Source organism: Micromonospora trifolii (genome assembly GCF_050516465.1).
In the GTDB taxonomy this organism is placed as follows: domain Bacteria; phylum Actinomycetota; class Actinomycetes; order Mycobacteriales; family Micromonosporaceae; genus Micromonospora; species Micromonospora trifolii.
Window position 1 is genome coordinate 5,572,221 of sequence record NZ_CP191526.1, and the last position, 18,710, is coordinate 5,590,930.

The following is an 18,710-nucleotide window of genomic DNA, read 5'->3' on the forward strand; positions in this document are numbered from 1 at the left end:
CGGACAGCGGTACCGGCCGGTCGGGCGGTCCGGGTGTTCCACATCACGCTCTGTTGTCACCCGACCGGGTGTCAAGGGACCAAAACGCCTACCCGAACTCGCAGAACACCACCGAAGCGTCGTCGGTGGACTTGTGTCGGCGCAGTCGGTCGGGGTGGTCGCGCTCGGCGTCCCGCACCCGGTCGATCAACGCGCCCGGGCCGTCCGCGGTCAGCAGGTCCAGCAGACCGGCCCAGTCGGTCAGCCCGAACTGCTCCACCGCGCTGGACGCGCCGTCACTGAGCAGCGCCGCCCGCCGTAGCGCCCCCGGACCGTGCCGGGGTGCGGTCCCGGTCACCGCGTGGAAGGCCGCGTCCGGGTCGGAGGCCGCCACCCAGTAGCCGTGGGTGCGGTTCATCCGCTCCCGCTGGACGGTCACGGCGTGCCGGAACCGGGTCACCGGGTCCGCCGCGCCGGCCGGCAAGACGGCCACGGTCTCCCGCAGTTCCACCATCGCCGCGTCCAGCCGGTTGTCGGTGACCACACTGACCTGCCCGCCGGCGTCGAGGACCAGCGGGCTGTCGCAGAGCACCAGATAGTCCACCTGGTCGCCGCAGTCCCGCAGGAGGCAGACCGTGCTGGACGGGGTGCCCGGATGGTCGAGGTCGCACTGCCCGCCGTGGTCGGCGCGCACAGCGAGGATGGCCGCGGCCAGGTTGCTGGTCAACCGGGCGGCCGGGCGCACCGCCTCGGCGACGCCGATCCGGGCCGCCAGGTGCCGGACGTACCACTCGGGCCCGTGCACGCAGCCGGTGTCGAAGCCGTCCGGCACCGTCGCGCCGTCCAGGACACCGACCAGCGGGCCGAACCGGAAGACCAGGTCCTCGTTGACCGGCCGCCCCGGGGCCGGCGCGGACGCGGAGCGTACCCGCATCACCGGCGCCGGCCCCGGCACACCGGTCGGGTCAGCGCTGTCGAAGGTCGTCGACGGCCGCATGCGTCTCTCCCTGCACCTGACCGGCGGCCGAACGACCCTGGTCGCGTACCGCGGACACGCCCTGCTGGGCGCTGGACCGGACCGACTGCGCCGCCTGCTGCGCAGGCTCCCGCAGATTGTCCTGCATCTGATGGCCAACCTGGCTCGCCTGCTCGCGCAGCTGATCGGAGTGCTCACTCACCATGCCCCGCGCGCGTCCGGCGAGTTGCCGCTCACGCCCGCTCGGCGGGATCAGGGAGGCGGCCAGCAGACCGACTCCGAAGGCGACCAGGCCGGCGGCCATCGGGTTGCCCTGAGCCTGCTCCCGAGACTGGTGCCCGAGGGATCGGGTCTCGTCGCGAACCGATCCGGCCATGTGCGACATCCGCTGGCTGGCCTCTTGCCCCATGTGACTCGAGCTGCCCATCATCTTCTCCTTCGCTCGGGTGAACGCCCCGCGGGCCTGCCCGACGCGGTCACCGGCGATCCGACGCGGGTTGACCTTGTCGGTCAGCGCGTCGACGTCACTGCTCAACTCGTTGCGGGTGGTCTCGATCTCCCGCCGGATCCGATCCGGATCACTGGACATGACCTGTTCCCTCCCGACTCGTTCACCGACCCCGCAGGGCGTCCGGCAGCTCCCGGGCAGTCTGCTTCGTCCGGGGCAGAACCGCACGAGCCCGCTTCAGCTGGGTCCGGGCGTTGATGAAGAGACCACCGGCCACGGCGGCCCACAGGACCGCGACGATCAGCGCCGCCCACCCCTGGTCCATCGTGTTGGACAGCCCCCACCAGAGGGCGTACGACACGAAGAGCACCGCCAGGAACCCGGCCAGCCCGGCACCGCCGAACATACCGCCGGCCTTGCCCGCCTGGCTGACCTCCTCGCGCAACTCGGCCTTGGCCAGCTCGACCTCCTTGCGCACCAAAGTGGACATGTCCCGGGTCACCTCGCCGATCAGCTCGCCGACCGAGGCCTGGGTCCGCTCCTTCTCCGGGGCGCTCACGGTGCCACCCCGCCGGGCAGGTCCCGCGCTGATTCACCGGCGGGCGAGACGTTCTGCGCCCGTGCCGTCCCCACGTACGGCTGCTGACCGCCGCCCGCCGGTGCGCCCTGCGCGGGTGACGGAGCACCTGACGCGCTGCCACCCTGACCGTTGCCCGAGGCCGGCGCGGTCAGGCCACGGGTGAGCCGCCCGACCAGCAGCCCGGCCACCGCCGCACCCGCGAGGAACGTCGTCGGATGGTGCCGCGCGTAGGTGCGAACCTCGTCGAGCACCTCGCCGGGTTCGCGCTCGTCGAGCCAACCGGCGGCCTGCTGGGCGGCGTCGGCCGCCTTGCGTACCACTTGACCGGCCAGCCCGGAATCGCCGTCCCGTTCGGCCATCGAACTGAGGTTCTGACCCAGGTCGCGCAGGCCCGCAGCGGCCCGCCGCTGCTGCGTCTGTGCCTGATCCCGAAGCTGCCCGGTGGCCTCCCCGGTCAACTGCTGGGCCTGTCGCCGCGCCTCTGCAGCCACCTGCCCGCCCTGCTCAGCTGCGGTGTGGGCGACCTGACCCCCGGCCTGCGCGGCCTGCTGGCCGACGCGCGAGGCCTCCTCGCGGGCCTGCTGTCCTCTGCCGCTCTGGTTCGTTGCCGTCATACCCCGCTCCCTTCCTGAGCCCAAGGTCGCAAGCAACCTCGGCGCGCCTCCCGCCTACCCGCCTGCCCAGCCGCCATGCGGCTGGCCCGGCAAACCGGCGACCGGCGGGTCGATCTTGCACTTTGTGTCCCGACAAAGACGTGCAAAAGCCCGCGAAACGGCTACAGAAAGTGCAAGATCGCGGAGCGAGCGGTCAGCGGCGGCGGTTACGGGCGCGCGACGAGCGCAACCGGCGGAGTCGGCTGATCAGCACGGGGTCGGCGGCGAGGGCGGCCGGATTGTCCAGCAGACCATTGAGCAGCTGGTAGTACCGGGTCGACGAGATCCCGAAGGTGTCCCGGACGGCCTGCTCCTTGGCGCCGGCGTGCCGCCACCACTGCTGCTCGAAGGCAAGGATGGCCCGCTCCCGCTCGGTCAGCCCCGGCGCGGGATCGGTGGGCTGCGCCGCCTCGTCGGCAGGTGGCGCGTCGGCGGTCTCGATGGGCGGCGCCGGTCGGGGATTCGGGACGGTCGGCCCGGCAGCACCCGTGACCTCACCCGGACGAGCGTCGATGGACGGCTCGGGGGCGGCCGGGGTGGTGTCGGCGGACATGTCGTTCAGCCTAGTCAGCGGCGACCAGGGACGCAGCAAGCGGCGCGGCCGGTCCGTACCGCCGGGAACCCCGACGGCCGGGCCGACCGCGCCGCGTCACTTCGGTCAGGTCAGGAGATGTCGCGGCGACGCATCGCCCAGAGCGCCGCCCCGAGGATCACCACCACCCCGACCGAGAGTAGGACGGAGGACTGCTGCCAGGTGATGTCCATCGTGGCCGGCTTGCACTCCCCGTAGTAGGTCGCGTTGCAGGAGTTCCAGTCCTGCAGTGTGACCGTCTTCGTCATCCAGGCCAGCGCGTACGTGGGCAGCAGCCAGGCCTCGGCGAACCGCACGCTCGCCATGGACAGCAGGATGCCCAGGCCGAACTGGCCGACCACCATCACCGCCACCACGCCACCGAGGGCCATCGCGGTGTGCCGACCGAGCGAGGCGAGGGCGAAGCCGATGGTGGTGAGCACCAACACCAGCACCACGCCGCGTACGCCGGTGAGCATGAACGACTGCCAGACCCCCGAGGTCATCTTCTCGGTGCTGCCCCGGAAGTTGGCGACCGCCCAGAACCCGGCAAACCACAGCACCGCGGCAGGAAGCGTCACCGCCAGGATGCCGGTGAGCAGCGCGGCCAGCTTGGTGAGCAGCACGGTGAGCCGCTTCGGCCGCCAGAGCAGCAGGTTCATCATGCCGCCGGTGCTCCACTCGGCGCCGACGAAGGACGCGCCGATGACGAACCCGACCAGGGCGAGGATCGCCGCGAACGGAATCAGGGTCTCGTCGAACGTCTCCTTGAAGTCGAACGTCGACGGCAGGAACCAACTCGCCTCGATCTGGTCCCGGGACGGGGCCGTGATCATCGAGCAGTCGGGCGGGTAGCGACCGTCGGTCGCCGTGCCGGCCGTCTTGGCCTGCTCACACGCGGCGCGCTCCTGCTCGCTCCAGCGCACCTGCTCCTGGTACTGCTGGTCGGCCTGACGCTCGGCCTGGGCGAGCTGGCCGGCGTCGATCTTCTGGTTGGTGAAGAACACTCCGACCACCACCGCGGCCAGCACCAGCAGGCCGAGCAGTGTCATGTAGCGGGTGAAACGCCGCTTGCTGAGCCGGCGAAGCTCGGTACGAAAGAGGCTCACGCGCCCCACCCTCCCCCGGCGGGACCGGGCTGACCCGTCCCGCCGACCTTCATGGACTCGTCGACCTGCCGGTGCTGACCGGGTACCGGCGCGGTGGCGGTCAGTTCGAGGAAGACGCTCTCCAGGTCGACGGCGATCGGCGCCAACTCACTGACGTAGAGGTTCTTCTCGGCGAGCAGCCGGGTCACCGACGCCGGCTTGTCGACGCCGGCCAGCATCAGGTGGTCCGGGTGACCGGTGACCCGGATCCCGGCCTGGGTGAGCGCCTCGGTGGCCACCGGCAGGTCGCTGACCGCCTCCAGCCGGATCCGGACCGCACCGGACGAGTGCTGCGCGAGCACCTCGTCGACCGGGCCGAACGCGACCCGCCGGCCCAGCGAGATGATGGTGACCGAGTCGCAGATCAGCTGGATCTCACCGAGGATGTGGCTGGACAGCACCACTGTCATTCCGGACTCGGCGAGGGTGCGCATCAGCGTGCGCATCTCCCGGATGCCGCCCGGGTCGAGGCCGTTGGCCGGCTCGTCGAGGATGAGCAGCCTCGGGTTCTTCAGCAGGGCCGAGGCCACGGCGAGCCGCTGCTTCATGCCCAACGAGTACGTCTTGACCCGCTCGCCGGACCGGTCGCGCAGCCCGACTAGTTCCAGCACCTCGTCGACCCGGACGGCCGGCACCTCGCCCGCCCCCGCGAGCAGGGACAGCGTGTCCCGGGCCGTGAAGTGCGGGAAGAACTGCGGGCTCTCCACGATCGCGCCGACCTGGCCGGCGACAGTGGGCAGCGCGTCGGGAACCTCGTGCCCGAGCAGCGCCATCCGGCCACCGTCGGGTCGGATCAGGCCGAGCAGGGTACGCAGCGTGGTCGTCTTGCCGGACCCGTTGGGACCCAGGAAGCCGTGCACCTGCCCCGCGTCGACCCGCATGTCGAAGCCGTCGAGCGCGTTGCGGGCACCGCGTCGACGACTCTTGTACGTCTTACGTAGACCTTCGATCTCCAGGACAGCTGGCAAGCTGCACCTCCCCCGATGGGTGGGCGTGACAGCCGACACCATACGCGGTATGCAGGAGCGCGCAATACGCGGTATGCATCGACGCGCCGATCAGGCTAGTTCATCGACGGAGCGTGACCTCTCAGGCGCAGATGACCTGCACGCCGGCAGTGCGGAACGCGTCCACCACCTCCGGCGCGGCGCCGGAGTCGGTCACCAGCGTCTCCACCCGCTCGACTGGGCAGATCCGGGCGAAGGCGTGACCGCCCAGCTTGGACGAGTCCGCGATGATCACTACGCGCTTGGCGCGGGCCACCATCAGGTTGTTCATCGCCGCCTCTCCCTCGTGGTGGGCGGCGGCGCCGAGCTGCGGGTCGATCGCGTCCACACCGAGCAGGGCGACGTCCAGGGTGACCTCGCGCAGCAGCGCCCCGCCCAGCGGGCCGACCAGCTCGAACGACTTCGGGCGCACCACGCCGCCGGCCACCACGACCTTCATCCGGGATCGGACCAGCAGCTCGTTGGCGATGTTCAGCGCGTTGGTCACCACTGTGAGCTGGGCACCCTCGGCGCTGGTGTTCAAATCCGGTCGTACGGCGAGCGCCCTGGCCACCTCGGTGCTGGTGGTGCCGCCGTTCAGGCCGACCACGGTGCCCGGCGTGACGAGCGCGGCGGCGGCCGCCCCGATCCGCTGCTTCTCGGCCGAGTGCTTGGCCGTCTTGTAGCGCAACGGCAGGTCGTACGACACGCCGTTGGCGACCGCCCCGCCCCGGGTCCTCGTGATCATTTGCTGCTGCGCGAGCTGGTCGAAGTCACGCCGGATGGTGGCCTGGGAGACGTCCAGCCGCTCGGCTGCCGCCTCGACGCTGACCCGGCCGTTGTCGGTCAGCATTTCGAGCAGGGCGTTCCATCTGGCGTACCGGTCCACCGCGGGGGCCCTCCCAGCAACTTGCACGGACGGTGATTGATTGCGTGCACACTAGTGCGCGAAACTAGGCTGGCGCAAAAGACCGACCTGCGCGATCGGCCGGCCGGTTGCCATGGTCACCCGCGTTCGCGCAGAATAACGCGCGAAATGCGGGTCTAACGAGCCGTATTGCGCACCGATCGGCCCTGCGAGGAGTTTCCCATGGCGTACGTGGACGCGGAGATCGCGAGCCAACCCGACTGCTGGCGGGAGGCGGCCAGGCTGGCCGAGGAGGTTCGCGGCGACCTGCCGCGTCCCGGGGAGCGGGTCGCCGTCGTCGGTTGCGGCACGTCGTGGTTCATGGCGATGGCGTACGCGGCCCGCCGCGAGCAGGCCGGCCAGGGTGAGACCGACGCGTTCCAGGCGTCCGAGTTCCCCGCCGGCCGCCGCTACGACCGGCTGATCGCGATCACCCGTTCCGGCACCACCACCGAGGTGCTGGAACTGCTCGCCGCGCTGCGCGGACAGACACCCACCACAGTCATCGTCGGTGACCCGGCATCCCCGGTGATCGAGCTGGCCTCCGCCACCGTGGCCCTGCCCTTCGCCGACGAACGGTCGGTGGTGCAGACCCGCTTCGCGACCACCGCGTTGGCCCTGCTCCGGGCCCAGCTCGGCGACCCGGTGACCGCGCTCGCCGCCGACGCGGAGGTGGCGGTGCGATCCCCGCTGCCGATCGACCCGGCCACCATCGAGCAGGCCACCTTCCTCGGTCGGGGGTGGACGATCGGGCTGGCCCAGGAGGCCGCGCTGAAGTGCCGCGAGGCGGCCACCTTCTGGGCCGAGGCGTACCCGGCGATGGACTACCGGCACGGGCCCATCTCGGTCGCCGCGCCGGGCCGGCTGGTCTGGGCGTTCGGTGAGCTGCCCGACGGGCTGCCCGAGGACGTGGCCGCCACCGGCGCGGCCTTCGTGCACAGCCGCACGCACGGCTGGCGCACGGTGCTGGGCAGCTGGTCCGCCGGCCGTACCCCGGTCGACCCGATGGCCGACCTGATCCTGGCCCAGCGCTTCGCGGTCGCGCTGGCCACCAGCCGGGGTCTCGACCCGGACGCGCCCCGCCACCTCACCCGGTCCGTGGTGTTGGCGTGAGCGCGAGGAGTGAGCCGGGTTTGCGAGCCCCGCAGTCGCGAACCGAGCTGGCACCGTGAGCGACCGCGTGGTCGTTGCGCTGGACGTCGGCGGCACCGGCATGAAGTGCGCCCTGGTCCGCCCGGACGGCGTCGTGGTGCGCACCGAACGGCACCCCACCGACGCCGCACGCGGGCCGGCCGCAGTGGTCGGCACCATCCTGGACGTGGCTGGCGGTCTGGCCGACAAGGCCCGCGCTGACGGGCTCACCCCGATCGCGGTCGGCATCGCCGTGCCCGGGGTGGTGGACGAGGCGCGCGGCGTCGCGGTCTGGTCGGCGAACGTGGGCTTCCGGGACGTACCCCTGCGGGACCTGACGGTGAAGCGGCTCGGCCTGCCGACGGCGCTCGGTCACGACGTGCGGGTCGGTGGTCTCGCCGAGGCCCGGCTCGGCGCCGGACGCGGCACCGGGCACGTGCTGTTCGTGGCCATCGGCACCGGCATCGCCGCCGCGCACGTCGTGGACGGCACGGCAGCCGTGGGGGCCCACGGCGCCGCCGGGGAGATCGGCCACATCCTGGTCCGGCCCGACGGTCCGCGCTGCGGCTGCGGCCGCCCCGGCTGCCTGGAGGCGATGGCGTCGGCCGCCGCGATCGGCCGCCGCTACGCCGAACTCACCGGCGAGACCGCCGACGCCCCGGTGACGGCGGCCGAGGTCGCCGAGCGGGCCGCGACCGGCGAACAGCTCGCCGGCCAGGTCTGGCAGGAGGCGGTCGAGGCGCTCGCCGATGGCCTCGCCAGCGGCCAGGCGCTGTTCGACGTGGCGACGATCGTGCTCGGTGGCGGCCTGGCCCAGGCCGGGGACCGGCTGCTGACCCCGCTGCGGGCGGCGCTGCACGAGCGAATGACCTTCCACCGGGAGCCGCAGCTGGTCGCGGCAGCCCTCGGCGACGAGGCCGGTTGCCTCGGTGCCGCCCTGCTCGCCCTGGACGCCGTGGGTGTCCGTGACCATCAGGAGAAGCGATGACCGTACGGGTGAACGGCCGAGTGGTGACCCCGACCGGAGTCGTCCGACAGGGCTGCGTCGAGTGGGACGGCGATCGGATCACAGCGGTGGCCGAGTACCCGTCGGTGCGCGACGGGCACTGGATCCTGCCCGGGTTCGTCGACATGCACACGCACGGCGGTGGCGGGCACACCTTCACCACCGGCGACGCCGACGAGGCCCGCGCGGCGGCCGACTTCCACCTCTCGCACGGCACCACCACGCTGCTGGCCAGCCTGGTCAGCGCGCCCTTTCCGCTGATGCGTACTGCCACCGAGGCGTTCGCCCCCCTGGTCGACGAGGGCGTGTTGGCGGGAATCCACTTCGAGGGGCCGTACCTGTCGGCCGCCCGCTGCGGCGCGCAGAACCCGGAGTACCTGCGCGACCCGTCGACCGACGAGCTGACCGAGCTGATCGAGCTGGGTCGGGGCGCGATCCGGATGGTCACCCTCGCCCCGGAGCGCGACGGCGCGCTGGAGGCGATCAAGCTGCTCACCGCGAAGCGGGTGGTGGCTGCGGTGGGCCACACCGACGCCACGTACGAGCAGACCCGCGCCGCGGTCGCCGCCGGCGCCAGTGTCGGCACCCACCTGTTCAACGGGATGCGGCCGGTGCACCACCGTGAGCCGGGGCCGGTGGTGGCCCTGCTCGACGCGCCCACAGTGATCTGCGAGCTGGTCGCCGACGGGGTGCACCTGCACGACGGCATGCTGACCTTCGCCACCGCGACCGCCGGCCCGGACCGCGCCGCGCTGATCACCGACGCGATGGCCGCGGCCGGCATGCCCGACGGCGAGTACGAGTTGGGCGGCCAGGCCGTCACCGTCGCCGACGGGGTGGCCCGGCTCGCCCGCGACGGCGCGATCGCCGGCAGCACGCTGACCATGGACGCCGCGCTGCGGCACGCCGTTAACGCCGGAATCCCGATCGCCGACGCCGCACGGATGGTGGCCACCACCCCGGCGCGGGCCATCGGCCTGGGTGACCGGGTCGGGTCCCTCCAGGTGGGCCTCCGCGCCGACCTGGTGGTGCTCGACGACGACCTCAACGTGGTGCGGGTGCTGCGCGCAGGCTCCTGGGTGGAGTGACCGGCCTCAGCTGAGGCTGGGGACGTCCACGCCGAGTACGGCCTGCTCGTCGGGGCGGTGCACCAGAACGTCGGACAGGTACGACTGGACCGCGTGGCGCATCCCGACGTCCCGGCCGGCCTGCTCGGAGAGCAGCCACTTGTGCTCGATGATCTGGGCGAACAGCTCCTGCGGCTCCAGCTTGCGGCGCAGGTGCGCGGGGACGGCCCGGACCACCGGCTCGAAGACCTCGGTGAGCCAGCGGTGGGCGGCCTGCTGCTCGTCGATCAGGTCGCTCTCCGCGCGATAGGCGTCCAGGTCGTTGAGCAGCTTGCGGGCCTGGTTCTCCTCGGCGTCCAACCCGGTCAGCCGCAGCAGCCGCCGGGTGTGGTAACCAGCGTCGACGACCTTCGGTCGCACCAGGAAACGCCCACCGTCGATGGACGACATGGCCACCTCGGCGACGTCGAAGCCCAGCTCGTTGAGGCGGCGGATCCGGCCCTCGATGTCGTGCCGGGCCTCCCGCTCGATCGCCTGCTCATAGGTGATCTCGTGCCAGAGCCGCTCGTAGCGCTGCACGACCTCCTCGCAGACCATCTCCGGGTCGATGGACTCGTGCAGCAGGCCGGCCGCCTGCAGGTCCAGCGCCTCACCGAAGATGTTCACCCGGGCGATCTCCAGGTCCTCGCCGCGCTGACCGTTGGAGAGCGCGTTGTGCAGGGCGCCCGTCTCCGCGTCCACCAGGTAGGCGGCGAAGGCGCCCGCGTCCCGCCGGAACAGCGTGTTCGACAGGGAGCAGTCGCCCCAGAAGAAGCCGGTCAGGTGCATCCGCACGATCAGGGCGGCGAGCGCGTCGAGCAGCCGGCTCATCGTCTCCGGCCGGAGGGTGTGCGAGAAGAGCGCCCGGTACGGCAGCGAGAACTGCAGGTGCCGGGTGATCAGCACCGATTCGAGCGGCTCCCCGTCCTCGGTCTGCCGGTCGGCGACGACCGCCACCGCCTCGACCGAGGGAAAGTCGATCCGTTCCAGGGCCCGGAGCAGGTCGTACTCCCGCTCGGCGATCCGCTCGCGGGTCTCCTTGAACGCGTACACGTAGTCGCCCAACCGGACGAACCGGACGATGTGCCGGGAGATGCCCTGCGGCAGCGCCACCAGGTGTTGGGCAGGCCACTCCTCCAGCGGTGTCGACCAGGGCAGGTCGAGCAGCGCCGGGTCCACGAGGGCAGACGTGATCCGCACGGGCACAAGCATGACTGGTCGCCCCCGCATCCGCCTCTGTTCGTGGTTGGGCCCACAGCGCCGCACACCCCGGCCTCGCGCCGGGCCGGTAGCGTGGTCGCGTGCTCAAACCCACAGCGGTACGACGTGACCTGCGGCTACGGCCCGTCCGCCCGGCCGGCTGGTGGTTCGACGCGCTCCTCCTGGTCGGTCTGGTCGGGTTGACGGTGGCGCTCGCCGCCGACCAGTTGTTCGGGTTGGACCGGGCGGTCGCCGACTGGGCCGACGGGCACCGGCCAGCCGCCGCGTACTGGGTCGCCCGGGTGCTGAACTTCCTCGGGCAGGGCACCCCGCTCACGTTGATCGCCGCCGGGCTGGGCGTGCTGCTGGCCGTCCGGCTGCGGTCGGTGCGACCGATCCTGCCGCCGGTGGTCGCGTTCGTGCTGACCAACCTGACGATCGGCCCGCTCAAGATCTGGACGGCGCGGGCGGCACCGAGCGCCAGCGTCAAGGAGCCCTTCCTGACGCCCGAGCAGACCCTGCCGCTGTTCCACGACGACCTGCCGGTCCGATTCGCCCAGTCCTACCCGTCGGGGCACGTCGCCAACGCCATCGTCTGGTACGGGGTCATCGCGCTGCTGCTCGCCCCGCTGGCCCGCAGCTTCGGCCGCCAACTACCGGCCCGGCTCGTCACAGTGATCCGCGTCGTGCCGCCGCTGGTCGTCCTCACCACCACCACGTACCTCGGCTGGCACTGGCTGACCGACTCGGTGGCCGGGCTGCTGCTGGGCCTGCTCCTGGACCGGCTGCTGCACCGGGCACCCTGGGACGGCGTGCCGCTCCCCGGCCGCTTACGCGGGTGGGATCGGCCGTTCACGTCGTACCCCTAGGGTTCGGTCCGTGGATCAACTGGCGCGGCGGCTGGGCGTACCCGATGCGGTTGTCATCGGGTTGGGCTCGATGCTCGGCGCGGGCGTCTTCGTGGTCTTCGGCCCGGCCGCTGCGGCGGCCGGCGGCGCCGGCCTGCTGCCCGCGCTGGCGCTGGCCGGCTTCGTCGCCTTCTGCAACGCGACCAGCTCGGCGCGGCTTGCGGCCCGTTACCCGGAGTCCGGCGGCACCTACGTCTACGGCCGGGAGCGCCTCGGACCGTTCGCCGGGTTTCTGGCCGGTTGGGGCTTCGTGGTCGGCAAGACGGCGAGCTGTGCGGCGATGGCGTTGACCGTCGGGGCGTACCTCTGGCCGGGTCAGGCCCGGCTGGTCGCCGTCGGCGCGGTGCTCGCGGTGACCGCCGTGAACCTGCGCGGTATCGGCAAGACCGCCGCCGTGACCAGGGCGTTGGTCGCGCTGGTGCTCGCGGTGCTGGCCCTCGTCACGGTCGTCGGCCTGGTCGGTGGGCCGGTGCACCTGGACCGGCTCGGCGAGCCCGGCGGTTCGGCTCGAGGTGTGCTCACCGCCGCCGGGTTGCTGTTCTTCGCCTTCGCCGGGTACGCCCGGATCGCCACGCTCGGCGAGGAGGTCCGCGACCCGCAGCGGACCATCCCGCGCGCGGTGCCGCTGGCGCTCGGGGTGGTGCTCGTGATCTACCTGGTGCTGGCCGTGGTCGCCCTCGGCGTGCTCGGTGCCGACCGGCTGGCCGATTCCGCCGCACCCCTGGTCGACGTGGTGACCGCCGCCGGGCTGCCCGGCCTGGCGTGGGTGGTCCGCGCGGGTGCCACCATCGCGGTCGTCGGGGTGCTGCTGTCCCTGGTCGCCGGGGTCGGTCGGACCACCCTCGCCATGGCCCGGCGCCGTGAACTGCCCGGCGCGCTGGCCGCCGTACACCAGGTGCACCAGGTGCCGCACCGCGCCGAACTGGCGGTCGCCGCCGTGGTGATCGTGGTGGTGCTGCTCGGCGACGTACGCGACGCGATCGGCTTCTCCAGCTGCACGGTCCTCGTCTACTACGCGATCACCAACGCGGCGGCGCTCACCCTGGGCCGGGACCCGGACCGGCGGTTGCCGGTCCGGGTGCTCGCCGGTCTGGGGCTCTTCGGTTGTCTGCTGTTGGCGGTCAACCTGCCGCTGGGCAGCGTCCTCGCCGGCTTCGGTGTGCTCGCCGTCGGCGCCGCCTTCTACGCCCTGCGGGCTCGCCGCTGACCCTGGCAGGCGGCCGGAGTCAACGGCTCAACCGCTGGTAGCGGCGCACGGCCAGCGGGGCGAACGTCGCGATCAGCAGCACCGGCCACAGCACCGCCAACAGCATCGCGTGCTCCGCCGGCCAGGAGTCGCCGCCCAGGCCCGGGTTGCCGAACAGTTCGCGGATCGCCGCGACGGTGGCCGACAACGGGTTCCACTCCGAGATCGTCCCGATGACCGACGGCATCAGCTCGGGCGACACGAAGACGTTGGAGATCGCGGTGAACGGGAACGCCGCCGGAAAGACAATCACGCCGACCGTATCCGGGTTGCGGACCAGCAACGCCAGGTAGATCCCGACCCAGGTGATCGCGATTCGCAGCAGCAGGAGGAGGCCGACGGCGAGCAACGCCTTGCCGACGCCCTGTCGCCACTGCCACCCGACGAGCAGGCCACACACCAGGAGGGTGGACATCTCCAGCAGGGCGCGCAGCAGGTCGGCGGCGCTGCGACCGGTCATCAGGGCGGACCGTGCCATCGGCATCGACCGGAACCGGTCGACCACGCCCCGGCTGAGGTCCAGCGCCACGCCGGTCGCGGTGGCCCCCAGCCCGTACAGCATCGTCATCACGAAGACCCCCGGCAGCAGGAACTCGCGGTAGTCGCCACCGCCCGCTACCTGCATGCCGCTGCCGAACACGTACCCGAAGACCAGCACGAACATGATCGGCAGCGAGAAGTAGAGGATCAGCTCCTCCGGCGCGCGGATCACATGGGTCATGTTCCGCCTGGTCATCGTCCAGCCGTCAGCGATAGCTGTGGTCATGCCACGTCCGCCTTTCGTCCCGCGGCGACGGGCTCGCGGGCCTCGTCCGGCCGGTGCCCGGTCAGGTGCAGAAAAGCCTCGTCCAACGTCGCGCGCCGCAGGCCGATGTCCTCGACCGCGATCCCGGCGTCGTCCAGCGCGCGCACCACGTCGACCAGGCCGGCGACGCGATCGACCACCGGCACGCTGAGCCGTCGAACCTCCGGGTCGAGTTCGGGCTCCGCACCGCAGATCGGCGCGACGAGGCGGGCCGCGTGGCTCAGCTCGGCCGCGTCGCGGACCACCACCTCGATCCGGTCACCTCCGGTCATCGCCTTCAGCTGGTCCGGTGAGCCCTCCGCCACCACCCGACCAGCGTCGATCACTGAGATCCGGTCGGCGAGCTGATCGGCCTCCTCCAGGTACTGCGTGGTGAGCAGCACCGTCGTCCCGTCCGCCACGAGACCGCGAACCAGGTCCCACACCTGGTTGCGACTGCGCGGGTCCAGGCCGGTCGTCGGCTCGTCCAGGAAGAGCACGCGCGGCGTGCGGATCAGGCTGGCGGCGAGGTCCAGTCGGCGACGCATCCCACCCGAGTACTCACCGGCGGACCGACCCGCCGCCTCGTCGAGCCCGAACCGTTCTAGCAGGTCAGCGGCGCGTCGGCGGGCCTCCCGTGGGCTGAGCCGGAACAGCCGGCCGAACAGCTCCAGGTTCTGCCGGCCGCTGAGGATCTCGTCGACCGCGGCGTACTGCCCGGTCAGCCCGATCCGGGCGCGCACCTCGTCCGGCCGGCGCAGCACGTCGTACCCGGCGACGGTGGCCCTCCCCGTGTCGAAGCGCAGCAGCGTGGTGAGGATCCGTACGGCCGTCGTCTTGCCCGCGCCGTTCGGTCCCAGCAGTCCGTGGACCGTGCCGGGCGGCACGGTCAGGTCAAACGTGTCGAGCGCGCGGGTCGGGCCGTACCGCTTGCCCAGCCCCTCGGCGACCACCTCGAATGTCGTCATGCCCCCACGGTGCGGCCGGGCGCTGACGGATCACGCACCGTCCGCTGACGGCGGCGCACCGGCCTTCTCGGCCTCGGTGATCTCCTTCAGAACGACAATGATCTCCGCACGGGCGGCCTCGCCGACGTACCAGCCGGTGAGCCCACCGGCCAACGCCTCCTCGCAGAACCGCCTCGCGGCGGCCAGGTCCCCACGCACCCGGGCCACCTGGGCGAGGCCGAGCCGGGCGCTGGCCACGAACTCGGGCGCGCCGCTGCGCTGCGCGAGGAGCAGCGCACCGGCGAAGTCGTCGTGCGCCGCCGCGAGGTCACCGGCGCGCAGCCTTATCTCGCCCCGGGTACGCAGCATGTCGGCCTGGTCGACGGCCGACCCGAGCGCCTCGACCAGTCCCATGGCCTCGTCCATGTGGGCACCCGCCGTCTCCGGATCGCCCTGCCAGGCGGCCAGTTCGCCGAGCGCACCGAGCGTGATCATGGTGCCCCACCGGTCCCCGGTGCCGCGGAAGCCGTCGAGCGCGGTGGCCAGCGCGGCCTCGGCCCGGTCCCATTGGTCGCTCCACATCAGCGCCGAGCCGCTGCCCATCGCGCCGAGCGCGTTGATCCACGGGTCCGGGCCGACCAGCCGCCGCAGCTCCCCCATCAGCTCGTCGACATCCTCGACGCCGCCGGACGGCGGCCCGGTCGAGATCCCCGACAGGTACAGCAGGAACGGCTGTCGGGGCGCCCGGTCCAGACTGCGGATCACGGCCGACTGCGTCCCGAGGGACGGCAAAGGGCCGGAGCCGGCGAGCGAGGCGTTGTAGACGCAGAGGGCGAACTCCTCGCTCAGCCCCGGTGGCGCTTCGGCGCCGAGCAGTTCGAGGACGTCGGCGGCGAGCCGCGCCCCTTCTCCGCGCATGCCACGCAGCCACCAGTAGAACGACAGGGCCGCGACCATCCCGGCCGCGTCGGACGTGTCACCGGCGGCGGTGGCCCGCCGCAACGCCGCGTGCAGGTTGTCCCGCTCCGCGTCGAGCCGTCGTAGCCAGTGCAGCTGCTCCGCGCAGCGGAGGTGGTCGCTGGCGGTCCAGGCGAATTCCAGGAAGTACGCGGTGTGCGCGCGACGGAGCTGGTCGGCCTCGCCGGCCTCGGCGAGACGCTCGGCGCAGAAGGCACGCACCGTTTCGAGCATCCGGTACCGGCCGCCGGTCATCTCCACGAAGGACTTGTCGACCAGACCGGTGAGCGCGTCGACGAACTCGAAGGTGGGCAGGCCGCAGACCCGCTCGGCCGCCTCCAGCGTCGCCCCACCGGCGAAGACGGTCAGCCGTCGGGCCACTTTCCGTTCGGCGTCGTCGAGTAGATCCCAACTCCACTCGACCACGGCCCGGAGGGTGCGGTGTCGCGGCGACGCGGCCCGGTTGCCCGTCGACAGCAGCCGGAACCGGTCGTCGAGGCGGGCGGCCACCTCGGCGACGGACAGCGCCCGCAGTCGCGCGGCGGCCAACTCGATCGCCAGCGGCAGGCCGTCCAGGCTGCGGCAGATCCGCAACACCATCTCGACGTTGGCCGGCGTGACGGTGAAGTCGGGCGCGACGTCGGCGGCCCGCTGGGCGAAGAGGCCGACCGCCGCGTAGTCGTCGGCGTCCAGCGCGGACGCGCCGAGCGGTGGCAGGGTGAGCCCGGACAGCGGGCACAGCGCCTCACCGGCCAGCCCCAGCGGCTCGCGACTCGTGGCCAGGACGCGCAACGCCGAGCACGCGCTCAGCAACCGGGCCGCCAGCCGGGCCGCGTCGACGAGGACGTGCTCGCAGTTGTCGAGCACCAGCAGCAGTCGCCGCTCGGCGAGCGCCTCTACCAACCGATCGGTGGTCTGCCAGCCCGGCTCGGCCGGGGCACGAAGGCCCGCGTCGCGCAGGCCGAGCGCGCTCAGCACCGCCTGCGGAACGTCCGAACCGTCGGCCAGCCCGGCCAGCTCGACGAAACGGACCTCCCCGTCGACCCGGCCCGCAGCCTCGATCGCCAGGCGCGTCTTACCCGCGCCCCCGGGGCCGGTGAGGGTGACGAGCCGCCGCTCGACGAGCAGGTCCCCGACGCGCTTGAGCTCCTCCTCCCGCCCGACGAACGTGGTGAGTTGACTCGGCAGCACCGGTTCGACCGACCCGCGTTCCTCACCGCGCAACACCGCCAAGTGGACCGCGGCCAGCTCCGCCGACGGGTCGACGCCGAGTTGCTCGGCCAGCGTGTGCCGGGCGTCCTCGAACTCGGCCAGCGCCTCCGCCGGCCGACCCAGTGCCGCCAGCGCACGCATGAGCTGGCCCCGCGCGCGCTCCCGCAACGGATGCGCGACGACCAACTCCCGCAGCTCCGCGATCAGCGCGCTCTGTGCGCCCAACGCCAGGTCCGCCTCGACCCGATCCTCGATGGCGGCCAACCGCAGCTCGTCCAGCCGGGCCGCCTGCGCGGGCGCGCCGGCTGCGCCGATGGCATCGGCCAGGGCGGGACCCCGCCACAGCTCCAGCGCCTCGCGCAACACCACCGCCGCCCGGGGCCAGTCACCGTCGACGAGCGCGCGTCGCCCCGCCTCGGCGAGCCGTTCAAACCGGTACGCGTCGACATCGTCGGGATCTACCGCCAGGCGATAACCGGCCGGGTGAAACTCGACCGGGTCGTGCTCGGCGGGCAGGGCCTGGCGCAGCCGCGACACCTGGGACTGGAGCGCGTTGGCCGCTCCCCCGGGCGGATGCTCGCCGTACAGGCCGTCGATCAGCCGCTCGGCGGAGACCACCCGACCCGCGTCGAGTAGGAGCAGCGCCAGCAGGGCGCGCAGCCGCGGACCGCCCACGGGGACCTCTCGCCCGTCGGCCAGCACGACCTGGGTCGGACCCAGGATGCGGAAACGCATGCCATGGATTGTCGCCCACTGCCGGCCGGTTCCTGCGCACCGATCCGCCGACCTTGCTGATCTGGAGGGTCAGCCGCTGAGCGCGCGGCGAAGGTCCTTCATCAACAGCAACAGGTGCATGGGGTCGGTCGGGCTGGCCTCGAACTTAGCCAGCCGCTGGTAGAAGTCGCGGGCGGCTTCCGTCTCGCAGTGAATGAGCACCGCGCGTACGCCGATGACCTCGGAGGCGGCGGCTATCCGCCGCAGTGCGTCGACCACCAGGGCTCGGCCCAGCCCGACGCCTTGGGCGCTACGGTCGACCCCGAGCCGAGTCAGGATCACCACCGGTTGGTGGTAGCGGCCAGCCCCCTGCTGCAGGCGAGGCGAGGCATCGGCGGGGGCGACGCTACCGGCAGCCAGGGCGTAATAGCCGGCCACGCGCTGATCGGGGTGCTCGTTGTCCCGCACCACGTACACCCGGGACAAGCCCGCCCGGTGGGCTTGCAGGGCATGCTCGGCCAGCCACACCGACTGTGCGCGGGAGCCGCAGTCGAACCCCGTCACCGCGAACTCGGCCGACAGCGGCTCGACGACGGAGAAGCGGGAACTCACAGTGGCGCACCATCAGTCGGCGGGTCGAGCACCGTCGGACCCAGCAGCAGTTCCCGCAGCCCGGCGACGTCCTGCGCCGGCCCCTGCAACGCCTCGTCGAAGACCCGCCAGGCGTCCTCGTCCAGCAGGAACGCCCGCCGGTCGGCGAGCACATCCGCCGCTGCTTCGGTCGCCGCCTTCAACACGAACGTCGAGACGCTGTCCCCGGCCGCTTGACTGGCCGCCTCCAGCAACGCCTTCTGCTGCTCATCCACCCGCAGGTGCAGCCGCTCCGCCTTCGCACTCACAGCCCAAGTGTACGCACAACGTACGCCGCCACAAGCGGACTACCTGATTGCGCCGTCTGGTACGCCCTCCGCTCAGCACAAGCTGGCGACCGCCCTTCGAGGTGCAACTCCAGCCATTACCGCGCTCCACCGAGCGGAGTTCGTTGAGCAGCGGCGCGCAGCTCAACAACGACTGACCGGTCGGCGGACGAGTCTGTCAGAATTCTGAGCGCCTCCGCCTGGCGCCGTAGCTCAGCCTGGATTGGCGGCGACCCAAGCAGAGCCTCGGTCGTCGGCGTCGAGCAATCCGTGGTCCTGGTCTCGGGCCGCTGAGGACACCAGAACCTCAACGCAACTTGCCGCGAACGCGACA

Annotated in this window: 19 protein-coding genes; 5 read left to right on the forward strand and 14 right to left on the reverse strand. The window is 72.2% G+C overall.

Features of this window, described 5'->3' with window-relative positions; all coding sequences use genetic code 11:
• Positions 1-88 precede the first annotated feature (88 nt).
• From ACQRWP_RS25970 to ACQRWP_RS26005, 8 genes are all read right to left on the reverse strand, one after another.
• A complete protein-coding gene (locus ACQRWP_RS25970) occupies positions 89-976 on the reverse strand; it encodes a hypothetical protein (RefSeq protein ID WP_430498419.1) in 888 nt (295 codons plus the stop codon).
• Complete coding sequence (locus ACQRWP_RS25975; protein WP_410822393.1) at positions 945-1,544, reverse strand: DUF3618 domain-containing protein; 600 nt, start codon at positions 1,542-1,544, stop codon at positions 945-947. The genes ACQRWP_RS25970 and ACQRWP_RS25975 overlap by 32 nt, the downstream gene beginning before the upstream one ends.
• A gap of 22 nt (positions 1,545-1,566) precedes the next feature.
• Positions 1,567-1,962 (reverse strand): phage holin family protein, encoded by a 396-nt coding sequence (locus ACQRWP_RS25980; RefSeq protein WP_354940370.1) that lies wholly within the window; start codon positions 1,960-1,962, stop codon positions 1,567-1,569.
• Positions 1,959-2,597, reverse strand: a complete 639-nt coding sequence (locus tag ACQRWP_RS25985) for a hypothetical protein (RefSeq protein ID WP_430498421.1) — start codon at positions 2,595-2,597, stop codon at positions 1,959-1,961. The genes ACQRWP_RS25980 and ACQRWP_RS25985 overlap by 4 nt, the downstream gene beginning before the upstream one ends.
• A 193-nt stretch (positions 2,598-2,790) precedes the next feature.
• Complete coding sequence (locus ACQRWP_RS25990) at positions 2,791-3,189, reverse strand: DUF3263 domain-containing protein (protein ID WP_430498423.1); 399 nt, start codon at positions 3,187-3,189, stop codon at positions 2,791-2,793.
• A 110-nt stretch (positions 3,190-3,299) separates the two neighbouring features.
• Positions 3,300-4,316 carry an ABC transporter permease subunit gene (locus ACQRWP_RS25995; RefSeq protein WP_410822390.1) on the reverse strand — a complete coding sequence of 339 codons (1,017 nt, stop codon included), beginning with the start codon at positions 4,314-4,316 and terminating at the stop codon, positions 3,300-3,302.
• Complete coding sequence (locus tag ACQRWP_RS26000) at positions 4,313-5,323, reverse strand: ABC transporter ATP-binding protein (protein WP_430498425.1); 1,011 nt, start codon at positions 5,321-5,323, stop codon at positions 4,313-4,315. Before ACQRWP_RS26000 ends, ACQRWP_RS25995 begins: the two co-directional genes overlap by 4 nt.
• 121 nt (positions 5,324-5,444) lie before the next feature.
• Positions 5,445-6,230 (reverse strand): DeoR/GlpR family DNA-binding transcription regulator, encoded by a 786-nt coding sequence (locus ACQRWP_RS26005; RefSeq protein WP_285796959.1) that lies wholly within the window; start codon positions 6,228-6,230, stop codon positions 5,445-5,447.
• 201 nt (positions 6,231-6,431) lie between these two features.
• Here ACQRWP_RS26005 and ACQRWP_RS26010 point away from each other — a divergent pair, with 201 nt between their 5' ends.
• Genes ACQRWP_RS26010 through nagA form a run of 3 tightly spaced genes read left to right on the forward strand, consistent with a single transcriptional unit; the run spans position 6,432 to position 9,473 of the window.
• Complete coding sequence (locus tag ACQRWP_RS26010) at positions 6,432-7,361, forward strand: SIS domain-containing protein (RefSeq protein WP_430498427.1); 930 nt, start codon at positions 6,432-6,434, stop codon at positions 7,359-7,361.
• A 55-nt stretch (positions 7,362-7,416) separates the two neighbouring features.
• Complete coding sequence (locus ACQRWP_RS26015) at positions 7,417-8,367, forward strand: ROK family protein (RefSeq protein WP_430498429.1); 951 nt, start codon at positions 7,417-7,419, stop codon at positions 8,365-8,367.
• A complete protein-coding gene (gene nagA / locus ACQRWP_RS26020; RefSeq protein WP_430498431.1) occupies positions 8,364-9,473 on the forward strand; it encodes an N-acetylglucosamine-6-phosphate deacetylase in 1,110 nt (369 codons plus the stop codon). The genes ACQRWP_RS26015 and nagA overlap by 4 nt, the downstream gene beginning before the upstream one ends.
• 6 nt (positions 9,474-9,479) lie before the next feature.
• Here nagA and ACQRWP_RS26025 read toward each other — a convergent pair whose 3' ends face one another.
• Positions 9,480-10,703 (reverse strand): DUF4032 domain-containing protein, encoded by a 1,224-nt coding sequence (locus ACQRWP_RS26025; protein ID WP_430498433.1) that lies wholly within the window; start codon positions 10,701-10,703, stop codon positions 9,480-9,482.
• Between the two features lie 119 nt (positions 10,704-10,822).
• On the opposite strand from ACQRWP_RS26025, the gene ACQRWP_RS26030 reads away from it, so the two are divergent.
• Together ACQRWP_RS26030 and ACQRWP_RS26035 are read left to right on the forward strand one after the other, a co-directional pair.
• A complete protein-coding gene (locus ACQRWP_RS26030; RefSeq protein ID WP_430503293.1) occupies positions 10,823-11,560 on the forward strand; it encodes a phosphatase PAP2 family protein in 738 nt (245 codons plus the stop codon).
• A gap of 10 nt (positions 11,561-11,570) precedes the next feature.
• Complete coding sequence (locus ACQRWP_RS26035; RefSeq protein WP_430498435.1) at positions 11,571-12,806, forward strand: APC family permease; 1,236 nt, start codon at positions 11,571-11,573, stop codon at positions 12,804-12,806.
• A 19-nt stretch (positions 12,807-12,825) separates the two neighbouring features.
• Here ACQRWP_RS26035 and ACQRWP_RS26040 read toward each other — a convergent pair whose 3' ends face one another.
• The 5 genes from ACQRWP_RS26040 to ACQRWP_RS26060 form a co-directional block, all read right to left on the reverse strand.
• Positions 12,826-13,611 carry an ABC transporter permease gene (locus ACQRWP_RS26040; RefSeq protein ID WP_430498437.1) on the reverse strand — a complete coding sequence of 262 codons (786 nt, stop codon included), beginning with the start codon at positions 13,609-13,611 and terminating at the stop codon, positions 12,826-12,828.
• Entirely contained in the window at positions 13,608-14,597 is a 990-nt protein-coding gene (locus tag ACQRWP_RS26045; RefSeq protein ID WP_430498439.1) for an ATP-binding cassette domain-containing protein, read from the reverse strand. Before ACQRWP_RS26045 ends, ACQRWP_RS26040 begins: the two co-directional genes overlap by 4 nt.
• 30 nt (positions 14,598-14,627) lie before the next feature.
• Entirely contained in the window at positions 14,628-17,480 is a 2,853-nt protein-coding gene (locus ACQRWP_RS26050) for a BTAD domain-containing putative transcriptional regulator (RefSeq protein WP_430498441.1), read from the reverse strand.
• Positions 17,481-17,549: 69 nt separating this feature from the next.
• Positions 17,550-18,071 carry a GNAT family N-acetyltransferase gene (locus tag ACQRWP_RS26055; RefSeq protein WP_430498443.1) on the reverse strand — a complete coding sequence of 174 codons (522 nt, stop codon included), beginning with the start codon at positions 18,069-18,071 and terminating at the stop codon, positions 17,550-17,552.
• Complete coding sequence (locus ACQRWP_RS26060; RefSeq protein ID WP_430498445.1) at positions 18,068-18,358, reverse strand: DUF1778 domain-containing protein; 291 nt, start codon at positions 18,356-18,358, stop codon at positions 18,068-18,070. Before ACQRWP_RS26060 ends, ACQRWP_RS26055 begins: the two co-directional genes overlap by 4 nt.
• Between the last annotated feature and the right edge of the window lie 352 nt (positions 18,359-18,710).